The organism is Methanobrevibacter sp. TMH8, from assembly GCF_020148105.1.
Taxonomy (GTDB): domain Archaea; phylum Methanobacteriota; class Methanobacteria; order Methanobacteriales; family Methanobacteriaceae; genus Methanobinarius.
Genome location: NZ_JAHLZE010000035.1, coordinates 63,923 through 84,992, shown reverse-complemented (window position 1 = coordinate 84,992; position 21,070 = coordinate 63,923). Strand labels below are relative to the sequence as shown.

Annotated in this window: 20 protein-coding genes; 11 read left to right on the top strand and 9 right to left on the bottom strand. The window is 25.3% G+C overall.

Translation table 11 applies throughout. From position 1 onward, the window contains the following. Positions 1 to 22: 22 nt before the first annotated feature. Entirely contained in the window at positions 23 to 622 is a 600-nt protein-coding gene (locus tag KQY27_RS07815) for a hypothetical protein (RefSeq protein WP_224426013.1), read from the bottom strand. A gap of 253 nt (positions 623 to 875) precedes the next feature. Here KQY27_RS07815 and KQY27_RS07810 point away from each other — a divergent pair, with 253 nt between their 5' ends. Together KQY27_RS07810 and KQY27_RS07805 are read left to right on the top strand one after the other, a co-directional pair. Then, positions 876 to 1,313, top strand: coding sequence for a type II toxin-antitoxin system VapC family toxin (locus KQY27_RS07810; RefSeq protein WP_342765751.1), 438 nt, complete (start codon positions 876 to 878; stop codon positions 1,311 to 1,313). Between the two features lie 3 nt (positions 1,314 to 1,316). Next, the gene (locus KQY27_RS07805; protein WP_224426012.1) at positions 1,317 to 1,529 is read left to right on the top strand and encodes a hypothetical protein; all 213 of its coding nucleotides are present in this window, start codon (positions 1,317 to 1,319) and stop codon (positions 1,527 to 1,529) included. Positions 1,530 to 1,644: 115 nt separating this feature from the next. Here KQY27_RS07805 and KQY27_RS07800 read toward each other — a convergent pair whose 3' ends face one another. Further along, on the bottom strand, positions 1,645 to 1,941 hold the full coding sequence (locus KQY27_RS07800) for a hypothetical protein (protein WP_224426011.1): 297 nt from the start codon (positions 1,939 to 1,941) through the stop codon (positions 1,645 to 1,647). Between the two features lie 341 nt (positions 1,942 to 2,282). Between KQY27_RS07800 and comB the strand changes: the two genes are divergently transcribed. From comB to KQY27_RS07780, 4 genes are all read left to right on the top strand, one after another. Next, positions 2,283 to 3,002, top strand: a complete 720-nt coding sequence (gene comB, locus KQY27_RS07795; protein WP_224426010.1) for a 2-phosphosulfolactate phosphatase — start codon at positions 2,283 to 2,285, stop codon at positions 3,000 to 3,002. Between the two features lie 383 nt (positions 3,003 to 3,385). Next, positions 3,386 to 4,552, top strand: coding sequence for a TraB/GumN family protein (locus KQY27_RS07790; RefSeq protein ID WP_224426009.1), 1,167 nt, complete (start codon positions 3,386 to 3,388; stop codon positions 4,550 to 4,552). A gap of 270 nt (positions 4,553 to 4,822) precedes the next feature. After that, complete coding sequence (locus tag KQY27_RS07785; RefSeq protein ID WP_224426024.1) at positions 4,823 to 5,053, top strand: DUF1922 domain-containing protein; 231 nt, start codon at positions 4,823 to 4,825, stop codon at positions 5,051 to 5,053. A gap of 73 nt (positions 5,054 to 5,126) precedes the next feature. Beyond that, positions 5,127 to 6,464: a hemolysin family protein gene (locus KQY27_RS07780; protein ID WP_224426023.1), complete on the top strand. Its 1,338-nt coding sequence runs from the start codon at positions 5,127 to 5,129 to the stop codon at positions 6,462 to 6,464. Between the two features lie 123 nt (positions 6,465 to 6,587). On the opposite strand, the gene KQY27_RS07775 is transcribed toward KQY27_RS07780, so the two are convergent. From KQY27_RS07775 to KQY27_RS07745, 7 genes are all read right to left on the bottom strand, one after another. Then, a complete protein-coding gene (locus tag KQY27_RS07775) occupies positions 6,588 to 7,496 on the bottom strand; it encodes a TIGR00269 family protein (protein ID WP_224426008.1) in 909 nt (302 codons plus the stop codon). 70 nt (positions 7,497 to 7,566) lie between these two features. After that, entirely contained in the window at positions 7,567 to 8,697 is a 1,131-nt protein-coding gene (gene cofG / locus KQY27_RS07770) for a 7,8-didemethyl-8-hydroxy-5-deazariboflavin synthase subunit CofG (RefSeq protein WP_224426007.1), read from the bottom strand. A gap of 263 nt (positions 8,698 to 8,960) precedes the next feature. Next, the gene (locus KQY27_RS07765; protein ID WP_224426006.1) at positions 8,961 to 9,404 is read right to left on the bottom strand and encodes a DUF2120 family protein; all 444 of its coding nucleotides are present in this window, start codon (positions 9,402 to 9,404) and stop codon (positions 8,961 to 8,963) included. Between the two features lie 323 nt (positions 9,405 to 9,727). Beyond that, the gene (gene mptA / locus KQY27_RS07760) at positions 9,728 to 10,666 is read right to left on the bottom strand and encodes a GTP cyclohydrolase MptA (RefSeq protein WP_224426005.1); all 939 of its coding nucleotides are present in this window, start codon (positions 10,664 to 10,666) and stop codon (positions 9,728 to 9,730) included. A 500-nt stretch (positions 10,667 to 11,166) separates the two neighbouring features. Next, positions 11,167 to 11,937, bottom strand: coding sequence for a class I SAM-dependent methyltransferase family protein (locus KQY27_RS07755; protein ID WP_224426004.1), 771 nt, complete (start codon positions 11,935 to 11,937; stop codon positions 11,167 to 11,169). Between the two features lie 922 nt (positions 11,938 to 12,859). Continuing rightward, entirely contained in the window at positions 12,860 to 13,504 is a 645-nt protein-coding gene (locus tag KQY27_RS07750) for a fibrillarin-like rRNA/tRNA 2'-O-methyltransferase (RefSeq protein ID WP_224426003.1), read from the bottom strand. 108 nt (positions 13,505 to 13,612) lie between these two features. After that, a complete protein-coding gene (locus tag KQY27_RS07745) occupies positions 13,613 to 14,899 on the bottom strand; it encodes an ATP-binding protein (RefSeq protein WP_224426002.1) in 1,287 nt (428 codons plus the stop codon). A gap of 413 nt (positions 14,900 to 15,312) precedes the next feature. On the opposite strand from KQY27_RS07745, the gene KQY27_RS07740 reads away from it, so the two are divergent. The 5 genes from KQY27_RS07740 (at position 15,313) to KQY27_RS07720 (ending at position 20,905) form a co-directional block, all read left to right on the top strand. Next, positions 15,313 to 16,239 (top strand): dihydroorotate dehydrogenase, encoded by a 927-nt coding sequence (locus KQY27_RS07740; RefSeq protein ID WP_224426001.1) that lies wholly within the window; start codon positions 15,313 to 15,315, stop codon positions 16,237 to 16,239. Positions 16,240 to 16,353: 114 nt separating this feature from the next. Continuing rightward, complete coding sequence (locus tag KQY27_RS07735) at positions 16,354 to 17,187, top strand: dihydroorotate dehydrogenase electron transfer subunit (RefSeq protein WP_224426000.1); 834 nt, start codon at positions 16,354 to 16,356, stop codon at positions 17,185 to 17,187. Positions 17,188 to 17,471: 284 nt separating this feature from the next. Further along, positions 17,472 to 18,554 carry an AI-2E family transporter gene (locus KQY27_RS07730; RefSeq protein ID WP_224425999.1) on the top strand — a complete coding sequence of 361 codons (1,083 nt, stop codon included), beginning with the start codon at positions 17,472 to 17,474 and terminating at the stop codon, positions 18,552 to 18,554. A gap of 83 nt (positions 18,555 to 18,637) precedes the next feature. Beyond that, entirely contained in the window at positions 18,638 to 20,488 is a 1,851-nt protein-coding gene (locus KQY27_RS07725) for a DNA-directed DNA polymerase (protein WP_224425998.1), read from the top strand. Between the two features lie 69 nt (positions 20,489 to 20,557). Then, positions 20,558 to 20,905, top strand: a complete 348-nt coding sequence (locus tag KQY27_RS07720; protein WP_224425997.1) for a hypothetical protein — start codon at positions 20,558 to 20,560, stop codon at positions 20,903 to 20,905. Positions 20,906 to 21,070 lie beyond the last annotated feature (165 nt).

The following is a 21,070-nucleotide window of genomic DNA, read 5'->3' as shown; positions in this document are numbered from 1 at the left end:
ATTATTTTTCTAATTTACTAAATTATTCATTAGATAAATCATTAAGAATAGAATATCTCAATTCAGCTCGTTTTATAGGATTTTTAGAAACATTATTGTGAGTAGGAATTGTAATAATCTCACAAGAAGAATCATTCTGACATTCCGAATCAACAAAGTTCATATAATCTGGTGCTACAATATAATCAAAGGAAGATACTTCATCATCAGAATCAATGATAGAAAATCCCATATCTTTAACAATATCTTTTAAAAATTCTGAGTAAACCTTAACTCTTATTTTTGAATTTTTTTCTTGTAGCTTTTCTTTCTCATCAGAAATCCATTTATTAGCTAAAGGATATTTTGAAAATATATCATTAATATCTTCTAAAATAGAATCATTAAATTGTGTTTCATTTTCTCCCAATTCATCTTTAAGTTTTGAAACTTTGATTATACTTTCTTTTATCTGTGAAAAGGTATTAAGCTTAATACTTAATGAATTCATTTTAACTTTACTTTCAGATAAAAGGATAGCTAAATCACCTTCTTCTTTATCTGGATTTTTATTAACTTTATAATCAGATATTCCTGCAAATTCAAGTATCTTCTCACACATAGGAGTTGTAACAATTATCATGATATCCCATAAATTAATATTTGTTTTGAATTTGTATAAAATTTTCTTAATTCAAGCAATTATTATTATAATTATTAAATTATAATTGTTATTAATTTTATTCAATTTATTTATTCAATTTATTTTTTTCAATTTTGTATATATTATATAATCAAAATGAGTTAAATATTAATATTTAATTAGATATATTATAGTTACAATGATTATATAATATTTCATACCATTTTTAATATATTTAATGGGAGTAACATAATTGATAAAAATGAGAATTTATTTAGATACTTGTTGTTATAATAGGCCTTTTGATGATAAAAGGCAGATGAAAATAAGATTAGAGAGTATGGCTAAATTGTATATTCAAAAAAAGGTTTATGACGGAGCATATGATTTAGTTTGGTCTTATATTCTTGATTATGAAAATAAAGAGAATCCTTATGGTGATAGACGAGAAAATATTCAAGATTGGGAAGAGAGATCAGTATTTTATTGTGAGCCATTAGATGAAATCTTAGATAAAACAAAAGAATTAAAAACTAAAGGAATAAAAAGAAAAGATGCACTGCATATTTCTTGTGCATTATATAGCGGATGTGAATATTTTATAACAACAGACTATAAATTACTCAAAAAACAGGTCGATGGAATAAAAATAGTAAATCCAATTACATTTATTGAAGAGATGGGAGAATAAAAAATGAAAAGTGAAGCTGTACTTCGAAGTGAAGTTATGAAAAGCTTGATAAAGAACTTTGGTTTGGTTGATGCTGAAAGATTTATAGATATAATTAAAAGAGATGAATTTGATTATACAGAGTGGCAAAGAGATTTATGGAAAGATAAAACCACTGCAGAAATACATAATGAAGCTAAGCAATATTATTTGGAAAAAAAAGAAAAGAATTTATGAGTCGTCCTCAAAAAAATAACCACTACTAAAAATTCAATCCAAAAATTTGATTATCTAAATTATGATTTTTATTATTTAAGTCAATATTATTTATTTGAAAATCCCATAAAAGACTTTATTCATTTGAAATATAATTTTCTACAGCTCTCTCTATCATTTCTTTCCATCCACTAAAATCAGTAGTGTAGTTTACAAATTCATCCCACTCTCTTGAGATAAAAACATCTGTGAAAGAATTATTTATTGTTTTAATACCACTAACATCAATCATCTGGTCAAAATCAGAAAATTCAGTGAAATTATTAATAAAATCTTTGGTTAATAATTTTCCAAGAGTCATAGTTTCAAATTCAACACAATTTTTATTTTTTCCAAAATTTTTTACTTTTTTAAAAACATTCATACTTAACATATTAAACCTCTATTTATTTTTTTGTTTGTTTATGTTTCTTTATTTTAAATAATTTTGGTTTATATCAATGTAATATTGTTATAATGTATATATATTATGATAAAATTGAAATATTGGCTTTAAAATGAAATATTGTTGTCTTACTAAAAAATTATAATGATATTAAAAAATTGATTTGAGATAAATTAATAAAAATTGATATATGTAATTATTAAAAATTGATATATCTATATATTCTTATAGCTATTAGTAAAATAATATAATAGAAAAATTAAATAAATATTAAAAGAATAACAATAAACAATAAGAAAATAAAAAATCCAAAAATTGAAGGAAATATAATGAAAATAACATTAAGTCTGGAAAAAACAACATCAAAAGATATTTCAATTATGGTGGATGCTTTTAGAGCAAGTACAAGTATTACTATAGCTATGGACAAATTTAATGAAGTAATACCTGCTTTTACACCAGAAGCAGCAGAAAAAATAGCTAAAAAGAGAAATGCTATTCTTGCAGGAGAACGTATGGGAGCCAAAATAAAAGGTTTCGATATAGGGAATTCTCCAGTAGATATAAAAAATATCGACAATGACTCTAATAATTTAGTTTTAACAACCAGTAATGGAACAAGAATATTAGAAATGATGGATTCAACTGTACTTATAGGTTCTTTTATAAATGCAAAAGCTGTAGCTGAAACTAGCTTGGAAATGGCAAAAAATAATAATTTCTCCCATGTCGATATTGTAATGGCAGGATGGAAAGGAAATTTCGCAATAGAAGATTTTTTAGCTAGTGGTGAAATAATATATTATATTCAAAAAAAATTAAAAGAAACAAATGATAAAGAATTTGATTTTGATATTAGTGAGTATGCTCAAAGTGCCATCTTAGCTAGTAGAGATTATGATGCAGTTAAAAATGTAATTTATAATACAAAATCTTCTAAAAGATTAATTAAATTAGGATATGAAAAAGATATTGAATTTTCACTCCAAAAAAATATTTCTGAAAATGTAGCTATTTATGAAAATGGAGTTTTAAAATTAGTCAAATAAAATGAATAATCATCATTTATTATTTATTTTTAAATTATAATGATAATATCTTGATTTACTAAAAAAATATAAAGTTTTATATATAAATAGCCACATATTATTATAGCTAAGAAAAACAATATAATAATTATTGTTTATTAAATATTATTGAAAATAAATAATTAGTTATTGAAAATAATTATTGAAAAATTGAATATATTAAAAAAATCATTGCTATTTATTGATATTATCAATATTAATATAATATTTACAAAGTTTATCAAATAAAAAAAATACAAGATTTATCAAATTTAAAAAAATTATAAACTTTATCAAATTATATAATCAAAAAATTTAAAAAATTATTAAATTATTAAATCTTATTATATCAGAGTGTTATTTAAATGAAAAGAGAATGTTTAAAAATCATAGGAACCGCTCATGTTTCTCAAAATAGTGTTGAAGAAGTTAAAGATGCTATTTATGGGCAAGAACCTGAAGTTGTAGCTATTGAGCTTGACAGAGGTAGGTTTGAGCGTCTTATGAAAGAGCAGGCAGGTATTGAAGAAGATGATGAAATATCTGTTTCAAATATTATTAAAGAAAACAAAGTGGGACTATTTGTAGCTAGTGGAATCTTAACATATATCCAAAGTAGGATTGGAGAAGATTTAGATGTTAAACCAGGTTCTGAAATGATTGGAGCTATTGAAGCAGCTAATGACATAGGTGCTAAAATTGCATTAATCGACAGAGATATCAATATAACACTTCAAAGAGCTTTAAATGAAATGTCAGCTTGGGAAAAGCTGAAATTCGTCTTTAGTGCAATAGGTTCTTTATTTGCAAGTGATGATGATCTTAAAGATATTGAGGAATTAAAAGAGCAAGATACTTTAGATGAAATAATGGAGTACTTTAAAGAAGCTTCACCTAATGCATATAAAGTTCTTGTTAAAGAAAGAGATGCATATTTAGCTAAAAGCATATTAGATATTGAAGAAGATCATGTTATAGCAGTAGTTGGAGCAGGTCATAAAGAAGGAATAACTAAATATCTTGATAATCCTGAAGAAATTCCTTCAATTGAAGCACTGACAAGTACTGAGAAAAAAAGAAAAATTCCTTGGCTTAAAATCATTTTAGCAGCTATTCCAATATCATTTGTGGTGATATTTTTTCTGGCTTTTATAAATGGTATTGATATTGAAGGAAATCTTATTGAATTCGTTTTGATAGGAGGAGGAGCTGCTTTTATAGGTTCTATCCTGTCTGGGTCAAAAATACAGTCAGCAGTGGTTGGCTTTGTTGTTGCACCTCTTACCATAATACATCCTCTTCTTGCTGCAGGATGGTTTTCTGGATTAACTGAAGCTAAATATAGGAAAGTCAGAAGAAGAGACATATCTAATTTAAGTAAAGTTCATAGTCTCAGAGATTTATGGAATAATAACATATTCAGAATACTTCTAGTTGTTATTGGAACAAATTTAGGAGTTAGTGTAGCTACTTTAATAATATTACCATCTAGAGTCTTTATTCCATTATTTTTAAAAATATTTGGAATGTGAGATTATATTAATAAAAATATTAATAAAAAAGAAATATCTAAAAATATCTAATAATAATTTAAATAAAGAAGAATTGTTTTAAATAAATAAAAATTATAATATAAATTTATAATATAAAATATAATATAAAATAGATTATAAGATATTATAGAATACTTATAAGATTAGATTATAAAATAAATTATATTTATTTAAAAATTAGTTAAAATAAAAAAATTGATAGTTAAACTATTCAATGTATTAAATCCATTAATGGAGCTTAGAAAAGAAATGTATTTTATTTTCCGTTGCGACTGTGGTAGAGTTTTATATGCTAAAGAAGGCATAGCTACTAGAAAATGTGTTTGTGGAAAATCTCTTAAAATGAAAGAAAGAAGGATTTTCAGAAAAGTAGAAACTGCAGAAGATGCATCAGAAGCTGTAAGAGAGATGCAAGAAGAAATACATGGTGGAACTACTTTCAAAAAAGCAAGCGAAATTCCAAAAAGAAAAGGATTTTAAAAATGAATATTTTTCAGAATATTAATATATTTAATTTAATTATTTATGTATATTTTAGGGAATTATAGAAATGATATATGATACAATATTTGAAATCATAATAATACTTATTTTAATACTTCTAAATGGAGTATTAGCAATGTCTGAACTAGCCATTGTGTCGTCTCGTAAAAGTAAACTGCAACATATGGCAAATGAAGGAAAAAAACATGCCAACACAGTTATTGAATTGATTGAAGATCCTAATCAATTTTTATCTACAATTCAAATTGGAATTACACTTATTGGAATTTTAGCAGGTGCATTTGGGGGAGCTACTTTAGCTGAGCCATTATCCCAATACTTAACATTTTTAGGACAATATTCATCTGGAATTAGTGTAATAATAGTTGTTATTATCATAACTTATCTTTCACTTGTAATTGGAGAATTAGTTCCAAAAAGAGTTGCTTTGAATAATCCAGAAGAGATAGCTGTTAGTGTAGCTAAATATATGAAAATACTATCTAGAGTTTGTGGACCTCTTGTTACTGTACTCAGTAGATCAACAAATTTTGTTTTAAGAGTTATTGGAGCTAATGAACCTAAAGAAAGTTTAGTCACTGAAGATGAAATTAAAATGTTGATTGAAGAGGGAATTGAAGATGGAACAATAGAAAAAGAAGAAGAAGACATAATTAAGAGAGTTTTCCGTCTTGATGATCAAAAAGTAGATATGTTAATGACATCAAAAAATGATATTATTTGGATAGATCTTGAAGAAGACATTGAAAAAACAAAAGCAAAAATAATTGAAAGTGAAAGATCTATTTTTCCAGTAGCAGAAGGAGATTTAGATGATGTGCTTGGAGTTGTTCAAGCTAAAGATGTCCTTAGCTCAATTTTAAAAGAAGAAGAATTTGATATTAAAAGCTATTTAAAAAAACCATTAATGGTTCCAGAAAATCTTCCATCTCTTGATATATTAAAATTATTTAAAGAAAACCTCGAATATGTTCATATAGCTCTTGTTGTAGATGAATATGGTAGTGTAGAAGGTTTAATCACATTGAACGATATATTAGAAGGAATTGTTGGAGATATTCCGGGCATTGATGAAATGGATGAAGCAACAGCCATACAAAGAAGAGATGGATCTTGGTTAATCGATAGTGGATATTCAATAGACCGGTTCAAAGAATTATTTGATATTGAAGAGTTAAATGATGAAAAAGAAGATAATTTTACTACTTTAGCTGGTTTTATTCTAAGTTATCTTAATAAAATCCCAGAAACAGGCGAAGAATTTAGTTGGGAGAACTTTGATTTTGAAATTGTTGATATGGATGGTCACCATATTGATAAAGTTTTAGTTAGAAAAAATGAAATAATAGAAGAAACTGAAGAAGAAATTGAAGAAAAAGAAGAATAAACAGAATAATAAGAGAGAAAAAATAATTAAAAAGAATAATTAAGAATAATAAAGACTAATAAGCAGGAAAAGAGTAATTAAAGATAATAATAAGGATAATAAAGAATAAGAAGAAAACAAAACCTAATTACCATTTTTAATAATATTTTCCATTTCACAAGCCATACAAACAACTCTAGAACTAGGTTCTCCACATCTTTCACATTCATTAACATTAGTATTGGAGGATTTAACTTCTAAAATTGTTTTTTTAAAAGATTCCATAATATTTTCTTTTGTACCTGGATATTTTGATTCATTTTTATTTAAAAATTCCTTTGTTTTTCCTCTAAGTGACAAACTTGAATATGGACATTCATCTAAATGAATATTGATATTGTTCATAACTGCCCAAGTTCCAACATCTTTTTCTGGGGTATTCCAAAGAGGTTTAATTCTAGGAATAAGTTTTGGGTGAATTGTATCCAACATTGGACCAAATTTTGAAAATTTTAATGTGTCTGCCCGGGCAAAACTCATTAAAAAAGATTGAATTTCATCATCAAGGTTATGACCAGTAGCTAATTTATTTGCACCAATTTTATAAGCAGATTTATTAAGAATATTTCTCCTAAATACTCCACAAGGAATACAAGCACTTTTAAAATGATGATAACTATTATCTAATGTAAAATCAAGTTCATCTTTAAAAGATTTTTGAATAAGTTTTATTCCGAGTTTTTCTGCATTAGATACAGCTGCTTCAATCCCATGTTGACGATATCCTTCAATTCCTTCATCTACAGAGATAGCTGTTAAATTAAAATCAAAATCTTCATTTTTAGAATCATTAGAATCTTTATTGTTTTGATAAGTTTTATGACCATTATTTTGATAATTAGCTAAAGCATGTAAAGTAAGAACACTGTCTTTACCTCCAGATAAAGCTATAGCGACATTATCTCCATTTTCAATAAGATTATAATCAGCTATTAATTTTTCTATTCTTGAAAATATCTTATTATTAAATTCTTCTTTATTTATAACTGCCATCAAATCACTTATAATTCAAAACAACCTTTTGATGTTGATAATCTATTTAAAATTATCCAAAGCTGATATTTTATTCAAGCTTATTTTTTAATTTTATAGTTTTATTTAAAATATCTTCATTTAAGAAATCATTGTTAATATATTTATCATAAATAGCTAACCTTTCTTTTAAATCAAGCCCAGTATCGCGAGTTAAATTATCCATATATTCAATTTCAGGCCAAGGAGCTTCAGGATTCACATAATCTTTACTTACAGGAGAAATTCCACCCCAATCATCAGCTCCACACAATAAAAAAATTTGATTAGTTTCATGATTAAGATTTGGAGGAACTTGAATAGAAACATCTGAAAATAATAGTTTAGCTACTGAAACAGTCCTAATCATGTCTAAAATAGAAGGTTCGGGATTATTTTCCATTGGAATACCTGGTTTAGATCTGAAATTTTGAATAATTATCTCTTGAATATGACCATATTTATCATGTAAGTTTTTAATAGTAAGTAAAGAATCAGCTATTTCTTCTTTTGTTTCACCAATCCCTATTAAAATTCCAGTAGTAAATGGAATCTTTAATTTACCTGCATCAGCTATAGTTTTAATTCTAAGATTGGGATCTTTTCCAGGACTATTTTTATGAGCCTCCATTAATCTAAGACGAGGAGATGAATTTTCAAGCATCATTCCCATAGATACATTAACTTCTTTTAAAGTTTTCATATCCTCATAACTTAAAACACCAGCATTAGTATGGGGCAACAAATCTGTTTGATCTAAAGTTGTTTGGCATATATCATAATGATATTCAACCATAGATGAGAATCCTTTTTCCATCAAAGCAGATTTTACAATTTCCTTTTCATCAGCTTGTTCACCGAAAGTAAATAGTGCTTCTTTACAATCATATTGTTCTGAAAATTTCAGCTCATCAATTATATCTTTTTTATTTTTTAAAATAATAGCTTCAGGGTCATTTGATTCTTTTTTAAAAGTACAATAACCACAAGAATTCCTACATATTTCAGTTAAAGGTATAAAAATATTTTTAGAATAAGTAATAAAATTATTTTCTCTTTTAGAATTAGCTAAAGACATCAATCTATTGATATCATTTTTTTCTGCATTTAAAAGAGATATGATCTCTTCTTTTTTTAGATTTCCTTTTTTTAATCTATTTTCAGAAATATCAGAAATTAACATGATAATAACCCCTAAATAATAAAAAATGAATATTCAATTAATTATAGAATATAATATGAATTAAATGAAATATATAACATTAAATTAAGAAAACAATTATTTTTAACAAATTAATATTGAAAACAATTAAATTAGTTAAATTAATTAAATTAATTGAGTAATGAAATTAATTAAACATAGATCAATTAAACAATGAAAATGATAAAGTTATAAATTTATAATAATTATGAAAATAATGAAAATAATGAAATTTATAATTTAAATTATTCTTTTTCATCATCAGAAACTACAACTTCGACAAATACAGGACCTACATCTGCTTTGTCTTTCCAAGCAACAACAAAAACTGCAGCATGCGCTAAATTCATCAGTTTAAACTTTACAAAAACATTCATAGCTTCTAATGATTTAGTCATCCTCATAATACCATTAGAATCAGTTTCCCCTTGAACAGAAACTGTAGACCTTATTTGTTCATCCATTCTATTTATGAGTTTACCCGCTTCATCTGAAACAACATTAATCTCATTCCCTTGAAGAATATCTTTTAATTCTTCTAATTGACTTTCTAATTCATCATTAGGTATATTTTTTGATGATCTCCCTCTAACAATGAGAATTCTTTCAGTATCTAAAGCCGCTCTAGAACCATCAAAAGCTTCAAAAAAGCCCATTACCTGTCCTGCAATTTTATGTAATTTTACCATGAAATCACTGCTTATTTATTATTATTGTATTAATATAAATGTGTCAAATATAATGTATTTAATAAATTGTATTTAAAATATGCAAATAAATAAATTTTAAATCAAGAAAATTTAAATTAAGAAATCTTAAATTAAGAAAATAACAATACGAAATAATCTAATAAAAAAAATATTAGATATAATTATAATGATTTGTATTTTAATAATTATAGTTAAATTATAATTAGTTTATAATTAATTTATAACTAATTTATAACTAATTATAGTTAATTTATAGTTAATTTATATAAAATTTATATAAAAAATACTAAGTATCAAAAATACTAAGTATCTTGAATTTCGCCTTTTAGTTCGCTCATAGTAGCTATCTTCTCAGCAAATGCATTATGCCTATGAATACTTTCCTCATTTACTTGACGAACAGTGACTAATGTGTCGTCTGGGAGATGTGAATAGTTTTGAATAATTTTTTCAACCATGTTCCTAACACAGTCTTCTACAAAACCAGGCTTTTTATGTGCCTGCATTACTATTGCGTTCTCATCAGGTCTTTTAAGAAGTTCACAAACAGGAGAACTCATAGAATCTTCAATAATTTGAATTATATCCTCTGCTCGAACAGTATGATCCTCAGGAACTTCAATTATTACAGTTCCAATACCTCTCTGATTATGAGAGGCAAAAGTAACCGTGTCAATCACTTTTTGAGTTGTTTCTTCATCTAAAAACTCTAATAATTTGACTCTATCCGCTTCCATTACAGATTCTTGTGCACAAGGACAGACAGTCATACCAATGACCTCAGCACCAATACTTTTACGGATTTTGATTTCACCCTCATCCCTATAACCTATAGCTTTAGCTACAAGTTTAGTCATTTCTTGAGTACTATTTTTAGTAACAGGGGACTTTTTCAAAAACATGAAGTCACTAATCATTCTTACTTCAGCCATTTTAGCATATTTATGTTTTTCCATCATTGTTTTGACAATTTCTGCACACAATGATTCAATTTCAATAGAAGTTTTATTTACAGCCTCTTCTACGACCTCACTAATAGCTTCAGGACTTCTAGACATGTGAATGCCTCTTTGATCACTAGGAAGATCAACAAATGCGTCAAATGTAGGAATAAGAACTATAGGTCTTTTTTGACCTCTTTCAATTTTCAATAATTTTTTAACGCCTTTAACTCCAACTCTAGTTAAATGTACTTGGACTTTAGGTGCGTTATCTTGAGTATCTGGGAAACAAACTGCCAACTATAACACCACAGAATATAATAACTATATGAACGTTTAATACTGTTTTAATAGATTGAAAATACTGTGAAAGTTTAATCAACCCAAAGATGTTTTGTATATTAAATATATCAAAATATATTTAATATTAAATATATTATTAAATATATTTTTATCATCTTAACCATTTTTCATCTTATGTTTTTATTTTCATTATATTTTCTACTAACATCTTATAATCTTTAACATCCTATAATATATTTATATATTTATAAAAATATTATAAAAATATCATTTTTTATCAAATATATTTTATCAAAAATATATTTTTTATCAAGATACTATATCGAAATTAAATTTTTATATTATTAATATTATATTATAAGAATTATTATATTATAAGAATTTCACATATTAGATTTATAATAAATAATAAAATTATCAAAATAATATTTGTACCAATAATCATTTAAAAGTATCTAAAAATAAAAAATAATAAATTGAGATATAATGTATATATTTCAATATATTTTTGCATCAACAACTGTATGAACTACGCCAGGAGAATATCTTTTTATAATTCGATTGTTTAATATTTCAACCTCTCGATTATTAGCTGATTCTTCTATTCTGTTTATTGGACGAGTTAACATTAATTTTTCAGGAACTGTCTCATGATAATGTATAATACCCTCTGGATTTAAAGATTCAATAGCTGAATTCAAAAATTCATGAGTTGTTTTAACATAACCCATTATAATTCTGTCTGCAGACAAATCTCTGACAATCTCATTAGAATCACCAAGAATAGTTTCCATAACGTCATATCCTTTAGTTTTGTTTGATTTTTCATTGATTTTATTTAATTTTATATTTTCTTTAAGATAATAATAAGAATCAGGATTGATTTCAATGGAATAAATCTTTTTTAAAGAAGATTTTTTTGCTATGGGTATTGAAAAGTATCCAATTCCAGCAAACATATCAACAACAATTTCATTTTCTTGAACAAGGTTAGCTATCCTCATTCTCTCAGTAGTATTACCTTTTGACCACATTACTTTAGCTAAATCTAGTTTAAAAAGGCAACTATTTTCTTTATGAATGGTTTCCGTTGATTTGTCCCCTGCTAAAACTTTTATTGATGGTTGTCTCATTTTTCCATTAATACTTTCGATTTTAGCTATTGTATCTACATTATGTTCCCCTAATAAATCATCAAACTTTCCAGAATAATCATGTTCTAAATTTTCATCAATCAATAGAATCTTACCTATTTTTTTCCACTTCATTTTATCAATTCATTCTATAATTATAATTTAAAAATGATTTCACTGCAAATTTTTTATTCTTTATTGAACTAATATAAATCAACATTAACTTTAGTTTATATAATCATGATATTAAATTTTAATATATTTTTTATATAATTTTTATATAATTTTTATATAATTTAAATAATATTAAAGATAGGATTAAATATTACTCAAATAAAGAATAGAGAATTTAACCTATTTCATTAGCTGAAAAAGTAATACTTTTTTGAGGATTTTTTATATAATTAATTAATAATTATTTATCATTAAAAATCAGAGATATTAAACAAAAATAGAGAAATTCAGAAAGATTATATGAGAAAAATAGTTATTTTCAAAGAATAAGTTCAATCCCCCGGGTATTTACCAATGTGGAGTGTATATGAGTGTGAAAGTTCCCAGAGGACATGGTGCGAACTTTTTCCTTATATTGCATTAGCAAGTATATGTATAGTTTTACTAGTATAAAAAGCTTTCTTTAGTAATAATTTTTTTCAATTTTTCAAAAAATATTTTTCCTATATTTTGTGTTCGTTTCCTATATAACTATCATTTTTAGCTATTAATATTAATATATATTAATTAATAGTTTATATTAACAATTAGAATTTTTTTATATATTATATCAAATAATCATTATAAAACTAAACATTATAAGTGATAAGTATTGTATTACATAATCAGTTTATACAATAATACTGAATCTTTTACTTATAATTGAAAAAAAGAATTTAATATAGTAGGAAATAATAATTTTATAAGTTAATTTTATCTATTTAATATTTAAAGGTATAAAAAATTAATATAAAATAATATAAAATATATAAATAGCTAAAATAACTAAAATAACTAAAATAATATAAAATAATTAAAATAATTAAAATAAACTCTTTTTAAATCAAAAATTCTTTTTAACTAAAAAACAAATATGATCCTTTTCATAAGGTTCAAGTTTAACTTTTTCAACAATAGAAAATCCTTTTTCTTTTAGTTTCTTTTCTTCTTGTTTAAATATCTTTTGGGGTTTTTGATTAACATCAATACTTCTAGATTTAATCATAATCATAGCTAAACCAACATCTTTCAAAAATAGATTGATATTATCTATAAATGCATTAGTTTGATTTGGTTGAGCCACATCACAATAGACAAAGTCCACTTTTTCAAGTAAATCCATATATTTCTTTGGTTTAGTGGCATCAGCTAATATTGGAGCTATGTTTGGTCGAATTTCACATAATCTTACTAACTTTCTCATACTGACTGGTGAGAATTCTACAGCGTAAATAAGTCCATCTTTAGCTATATCAGAAATATGAGAAACAGTAGTTCCAGTTGATGCCCCAAGATATAAAACTTTCCAATCTTGAGATATTTCCAATTTTTCAAGACCATTTAAGAAAGCTGCTGCTAATTTTGAACGATTTGGATTCCAAAATCTAAATTCTTCCCCATTTTCCTCAAATAGCTGTTCACCATATACTCTTTTTTGAGGAACAATGTTTTTAGTAGCTATTTCTTCATCTTTTACATAAATATTCATAATAATCAATTTTATAATTTATTATTCTTATTAAATCATTTAAAAAACATTTGATCTTAAACTTGATTAATTTTATTAATATATAAACCCCATTAAATCTAATATATTCTATTTTCTTTTTTTATTTTTCTTTTTAGATTTTTTCTTTTTATATTTACCTGATTTTCTAGAATAATTTGAATTTTTTCCTTTTTCAGCACTTCTTTCTTCTTGTCTTCTTTTTGTTGTTTTCTTTGGAAATGGATTTTCTTTTTTTATCTCTTCTACTCTCTTTAAAAAGTTTTCAGAAATTGTTGGGTCAAATTTTCCTGAAAAAACATCCTTTCTTACAGCTAAAGATATTTTAAGAGCTAATGTTCTAGCTATCTTTCCTCTTACCCACCAGGGGCTTGTTCGAACTTGTGGATGTTGAAAAATGAGACCATGTTTAGGAGGACGTTCTCCTGTTTTTAAATGACGGAAAAGTGCTTTTTCAGCACCCATTATCTGAATAGTAGCTGCAGAATACATTGCAAGATCTTTCAATCCCCCGATATGAGCAATTAACTTTGCACCAAGAGTAGATCCAAGAAGATCTCTTAGATTTGGAGCTAACTTTTCCATTTTTTTATCAATATATTCCTCTGTTTTTTTTCTAGTTGATTGAAAAGACTGTATTGATTTTGCAAAGTCATTTATCATTTCAATATCTTCATCTTCTATATCTGCACCAAAACTACCATTTTCAATATCAATATATTGATTTGTTTCAATTGATTCAGGAGGGTTTTTTATGATTTCATCCCTATTTTCATAGTTAGCTATTAAATTTATAAAACTTTCATTATTTTGAATTACATCAATTTCAGGGAAGTATAGTATATTCCATTCACGAATTCTTTCAATCAGTTTACTAATTGATTCATCAATTTCATCAATAGAGTTAATAGCTTGTATAATTAACTTATTTTCATCTTGAGAAGCTTCTTTCATTTTTAAAATAGCTAATTCATTATAAATTGATATTAATTTAGATTTGTATTCTCCAGGAGTAGAAAAACCAAGTTCAATAAGGATTTCCTTTAAATTTGATCTAAAATATTCTCCCCCTTTATTTGGAGTTTGTATTTGAATATTTAGATCATCAATAGCATATTCAGAATCATTTAGAATATTAATATAATTAGAAAGCCTGTTATTAGTTTCAACAGTAATAAGATTGAAACTATAATCTTCACCATTATTCTTAATCAAACTTTCTATTAATTCTATTTCTTCATCTAATACTTCATTATTAAATAATTTAAATAATTTCAAAGCAATATCTTCATCTTTAAAAAGATTATAATTAATTATATCTAAATTATCATCAAATGCAATGAATCCTGCAATAGAATTTGTTATATATATTTCCATAATAATTACTTTGATTTACATAATTATAAATCTTACATTAAATAAACATTTATTAATATAAATTATTAGATTTCATTAAAAATAATTATTACAATTTATTGAAAATAATTATTTAGAAATATTATTTAGGAATCTTTGATAAAATTTAGAAATATTTGATAAAGATTATCTTAAATTTAAATTTAATTTAATATATTCAATATATTAAAAAAATATTAGAATAATATTAAACTAATACTATCAAAATAAAATAAAAAAAATATTAAAATAAAATAATGTTTAAAATATTAAATATGGCATTATTGAATAAAATAATACTTATAAATACTGTTATAAGTAATTCTATAATGATTATAATATTATAATGATTATAAAAATAATCAACAAAATAGTATTAATCTAGGAGTTAATTGATGTTAAAAACACAAATTTGTGGAATTAAATTTGAAAATCCTCTAATATTAGCAGCAGGAGTTATGGGGAGTAATGCATCCTCTTTAAATTGGATTTTAGATTCTGGTGCAGGAGGAATTGTAACTAAATCATTTTCAAAAGAACCTAATACAGGTTATAAAAATCCAACTACAGTAGCTGTAGAAGGTGGAATTATAAATGCTATTGGACTTTCAAGTCCTGGTGTTAATAATTTTAAAGAAGAATTGAAATTAATCAATAAAACTAATGCCAATGGAGAAAGTAATGTAGTTATTGGTTCTATTTATGGATCAAGTCCAGAAGAATTTTCATATTTAGTAAAAGAAATTGAAAATTTCGTAGATATGATTGAATTAAATGTTTCATGCCCACATGCTATGAGTGGTTGTGGTGCAGCTATTGGTCAAGACCCTAATCTTACTTATGAAATTGTAAAAGCATGTCAAAAAGCAAAAACTACAAATATTCCAATTATAGCTAAATTAACTCCAAATGTAACTGATCTTATTGAGATAGCTACCTCTGCTGAAAAAGGAGGAGCTGATGGATTAACACTTATAAACTCTCTTGGTCCTGGAATGAAGATTGATATAAATGCAAAAGTACCAATACTTTCAAATAAATTTGGAGGAATGTCAGGACCAGCTATTAAACCTATAGCTATTAGATGTGTTTATGATGCTTATATTAATTGTAATATTCCGATAATAGGAGTTGGTGGAATATCTAACTATGAAGATGTTGTTGAATTTTTATATGCTGGAGCATCAGCAATACAAATTGGAACTTCCATAATGTATGAAGGAGTAGAAGTATTTTCAAAAATATCTAATGATTTAGAAGAATTCATGAAGAAAAATCAATTTGAATCAATAGACGAAATGACTGGTTATGCTCATAAATAATGAGTATTATCAATAGATATGTTATTATATTAAATATATTAAGTATATTAATTATATTGATTATATTGATTATATTGATTTAAAAAATTAATTTAAATAATTTAAGGGATTCAAATGAATAAACTAATAACAAATTATGAAATTTTAGAGATTAAAGAGATAATTTCTGAAACTGATACCATAAAAACATTCATATTTGATTGGAATATGGAAAGAGATAAAATTCCTACTCCTGGACAATTTGTAATGGTTTGGAGCTTTAGTAGAAAACGTGACGAAAAACCCATGTCTATTTCTATTATTGACATTTCAAATAATAAAATTGGAATTACTGTTAAAAAAGTTGGTGGATTCACAGAAGAATTACATAACCTATCAGTTGGAGATAAATTAGGCATTCGTGGCCCATATGGTAATGGATTTGATGTTAATAACCTTGAAAATAAGAATATAATAGCTATTGGTGGAGGAGTTGGTATGGCTCCAATATCCTGTTTTACAACCTATGCAAAAGAAAAAAAAGCTAATGTAGATGTTGTTTGTGCATCTGTAACAAAAGATGAACTACTATTTCCACAAAAACTTAAAAATGAAGGTGCGAATGTCTTTACATGTACTGATGATGGAACTTGTGGTTTTGAAGGATTTGCTACTCACAGAACTATTGATTTACTTAAAACTAAGACTTATGATATGGCAGTTGTCTGTGGACCTGAACTAATGATGAAAGGAACTTTTGATTTACTTGAAGATCATAATATTCTTGCCCAATATTCAATGGAGAGATATATGAAATGTGCAATGGGAATATGTGGGCAATGTTGTGTAGATAATACAGGATGGAGAATTTGTGTTGAAGGACCTGTTTTCTTCAATAGTGATGTAAAAAAAATTATTGAGTTTGGAAAATATCATAGAGATGCTTCAGGTATAAAAAACAAGTTTTAAGCTAGAATTCAGATAAATAACATGTATTTATTTTAAATTAGTATATTAAACTAATATAAAATAAATATAATTATTTTAAAATAAAATATAATGAAATATTTATTAAAAAATATAATTATTCTAAAAGAAAATAGAATTATTTTAAAAAATAAATAAAAAATTTTAGATTAAACTATATTTATTTAAAAAAATGATTTTTAAAAAAATATAATTATCTAAAAAAATATGATTATCTAAAAAATATAATTATTTAATATGGATTAGATGTTATTTATGGAGTTAAAATGAAAAATAAAATCAAAGATGCATTAGGATCCTCTTTATTTATAATAGCAATATTAGTAATAATATCCCTATTTACATTAATGCCAATAGTAAATATGTTGATATTGGGAGGAATTATAGCTTATGGATTAAGACCAGTAGCTAAAAAACTCCAAACAAAATTAAAATATCCATCTATTTCAATAATATTAAGTATAATTCTTATAATCATTCCATTAATCTTGATTTTTGCTTATACTATTTCAGTTGCTATTACTTTATCTTATAGTTTTATAAGTAGCAATCAGGACATTTTAAATTCATTTAGTCTAAATAACAGTTTGGATGCTATTAATACTTATTTGCCTCCACAAATGCAATCTTCAACAACAACTATTACTTCAACTATTACAGAAGTTATAAATGATATATTAAAATTAGTCTTTGGTTATCTAGTGAACTTTATACAATCATTACCATTTGTTATGCTTCAAATATTTGTTTTAATCTTTTCTATTTTCTATTTTACAAAAGATGGACATAAAATTAGTGAATATATTTATTCATTTATCCCAAATGAAAAACATGAATTTTTCTCCAATATGATAAACGAAGTTAAGACGGTACTAAAAAGTATATTTTATGGTCACTTTTTAACTGGATTTGTTATAGGTTCTATGGCAGCAATAGGGTTTTTTATTTTGGGATATCCATATGCACTATTTTTAGGAATTTTAACAGGAGTTGGTCAATTAATACCTGTAATTGGACCATGGCCAGTGTATACAGGTTTATTTATATATGATATGGTGTCAGGAAATTATATAAGAGGGATATTAGTATTATTATTCGGATTTGGCCTTAGTTTAAGTGATATGTACATAAGGCCTACTCTTGCAGGTAAATATGTTGATATACACCCTATGATACTTTTATTAGGTTTTATGGCAGGACCTCTTGTATTTGGTTTAGTTGGATTTATATTAGGCCCATTAATATTAGGAATTACATATGCAGTTATCAAAGCTTATAAAGAAGAGAAAGAAAAGTTAGAAATGGAAGAATTAAAAAATGAAAAAAAAGAAGCTGAGAACTGTAATTAGCTATTAAACAAAAGAATGTAATTAATTAGGGAAATTTTAATAAGTATAATTAATTTAAGAAAATAAATAAGAAAGGAATAATTATGGAAAAAGTGAATATTATATTATTAGACATTGATTATATAACCCATAATGACAAAGCAGTTATCCGTATTTTTGGGAAAGAAAAACAAAAAGATGGTAAAACTGGGGAAAAAAAGATAATTGCTTTAGATGATTCTTTTGAACCATATATTTATGTTATACCCAATGATATGAAACAATGCCAAGAAGATCTTGAAAATTTAGATCCTAAACCTGAAAAAATAGAGATTATTTCAAAAAAGAGGTTCCAAATTGAGTCAGAATTTATAAAAGTAACATTCAATCATCCACAAGATGTTCCAAAAATGAGGGATACAATACATGATTTTCAATCAGTAGACGGAATTAGAGAACATGATATTCCATTTTATAGAAGATATCTTATTGATAATGATGTTTTTCCGATGTCTGAAATTGAATTATCAGGTGAAATCATTGATTCATTTCCAACAATCAAATCTAATGATGAAAATCTAGAAATAATAAAATTAAGTCAAGCTCCAAAAACAGTTGGTAGTGAATTTCCTGAATTAAATATATTGAGTTTTGACTTAGAAGTTAGAAATCCCCATGGAATGCCTGATTCCAAAGAAGATGAAATCATCATGATTGGTATCTCTAGTAATTTTGGTATTAAAAAAGTTCTTTCAACTAAAGGAGAAGATTTAGAATTTGTTGACACTTTATCCTCAGAAAAAGAAATGATAGAGAATTTTGTTAAAATTATAAAAGAGAATAATGTAGATGTAATTGTAGGATATAATTCAGATAATTTTGATTTCCCATATATTAAAGATAGAGCTGCATTATATGATATAAAATTAGACCTTGGAATGGATGGTTCGAGTTTAAAATTCTTAAGGCGAGGATATACAAATGCTGCTTCTTTAAAAGGAATTATTCATGTTGATCTATATTTAGTAATGAGAAGATATATCAGTTTAGATAGATACACTTTAGAAAGAGTATACCTAGAATTGTTTGGTAAAGAAAAAATTGAAGTTCCAGGAGATAGAATCTTTGAGTTTTGGGACAATGGTGGAGAAGAATTAGACAATTTATTTGATTATTCATTAGATGATGTTGAATCGACTTTAGAAATTGCTGAAGAAACATTACCGCTTAGTTTAGAACTTGCTCGTATAGTAGGTCAGCCTCTCTTTGATTTAGCGCGTATGGCAACAGGTCAACAGGCAGAATGGTATTTAGTAAGGAAAGCTTATGAATATAATGAAATTGTTCCAAATAAACCTATTGGAGGACAATCTTCAAGAAATTCAGAAAGTGCCGTTGGAGGATATGTTAAAGAACCAGAAAAAGGACTTCATGATAATTTAGTTCAATTTGATTTTAGAAGTTTGTATCCTAGTATAATTATTTCAAAAAATGTTTCTCCAGATGTTCTATTAAGAAAACACTTGGGAGAAAATTATAATATAGCTAATTATCTAAATGAAGAAAAAAACCTAGAAGAGGATGAAACTAACTACAACATACCTCCAGAATATAATAATAAATTTGCAAAAAATCCTCAAGGATTTATTCCTTCAGTTATATGGAATGTAGTTAGTGAAAGACTAAAAATAAAACAAAAGATGAAAGAAACTGAAGATCCAACTGAGAAAAAAGTACTTAAAGTACAGCAAGACGCTTTGAAAAGACTTGCAAATACCATGTATGGAATTTATGGTTTTTCAAGATTTAGATGGTATTCTATGGAATGTGCAGAGTCAATTACTGCATGGGGAAGAGAATACATAAAAGAAACTATGAAAAAAGCTGAAGAATATGGGTTTAAAGCTATTTATGCTGATACTGATGGTTTTTATGCTAAATATGATCCAAAATAATATTTATTAAGTTAAAAATGAATTTAATTTGATTAAAAGAAATGATAAATAAAAAGGAGGTATTGTCTCATGGATAAAGATTATGAATTACTTAAAAAACGTGTGGTCGCTGAAAGTATGGATAAAAAAATGAGAAAAGAAAATAAGCAGTATAGAAAAAAAACAAAGCGTAAAAGTAAGATTTTCAAAGTTTTATTAATAATCATCATATTAATTCTTGGTGCTTGTGCTGGTGCTTTCTTAGTAGCTAATGATTTAATTGATAATGTCGATAATGAAAAATCATCAGAACATAGTGGTGATTATGTTCCAGATAATATTGAAAACAAGTTTATTGAAATATTTAACTTAGAAAATAATGGAGACTTTATTACTGAATTTAAAGATTTTCTGAAGAAATTATTAGGTAGGGAATAATTATTAAATATTTGTTGCTGCATTTACATTAACTGAAAAATGTTGGACTGATAACTATTTTATCCCTCGAGAAGCAGAAGACAAAACACTTTTGGAAAGATATGGTGGAAATAAAACTGTAGAAGATTATATTAAAAATAATAAATATGAAGTAGAATTATATTC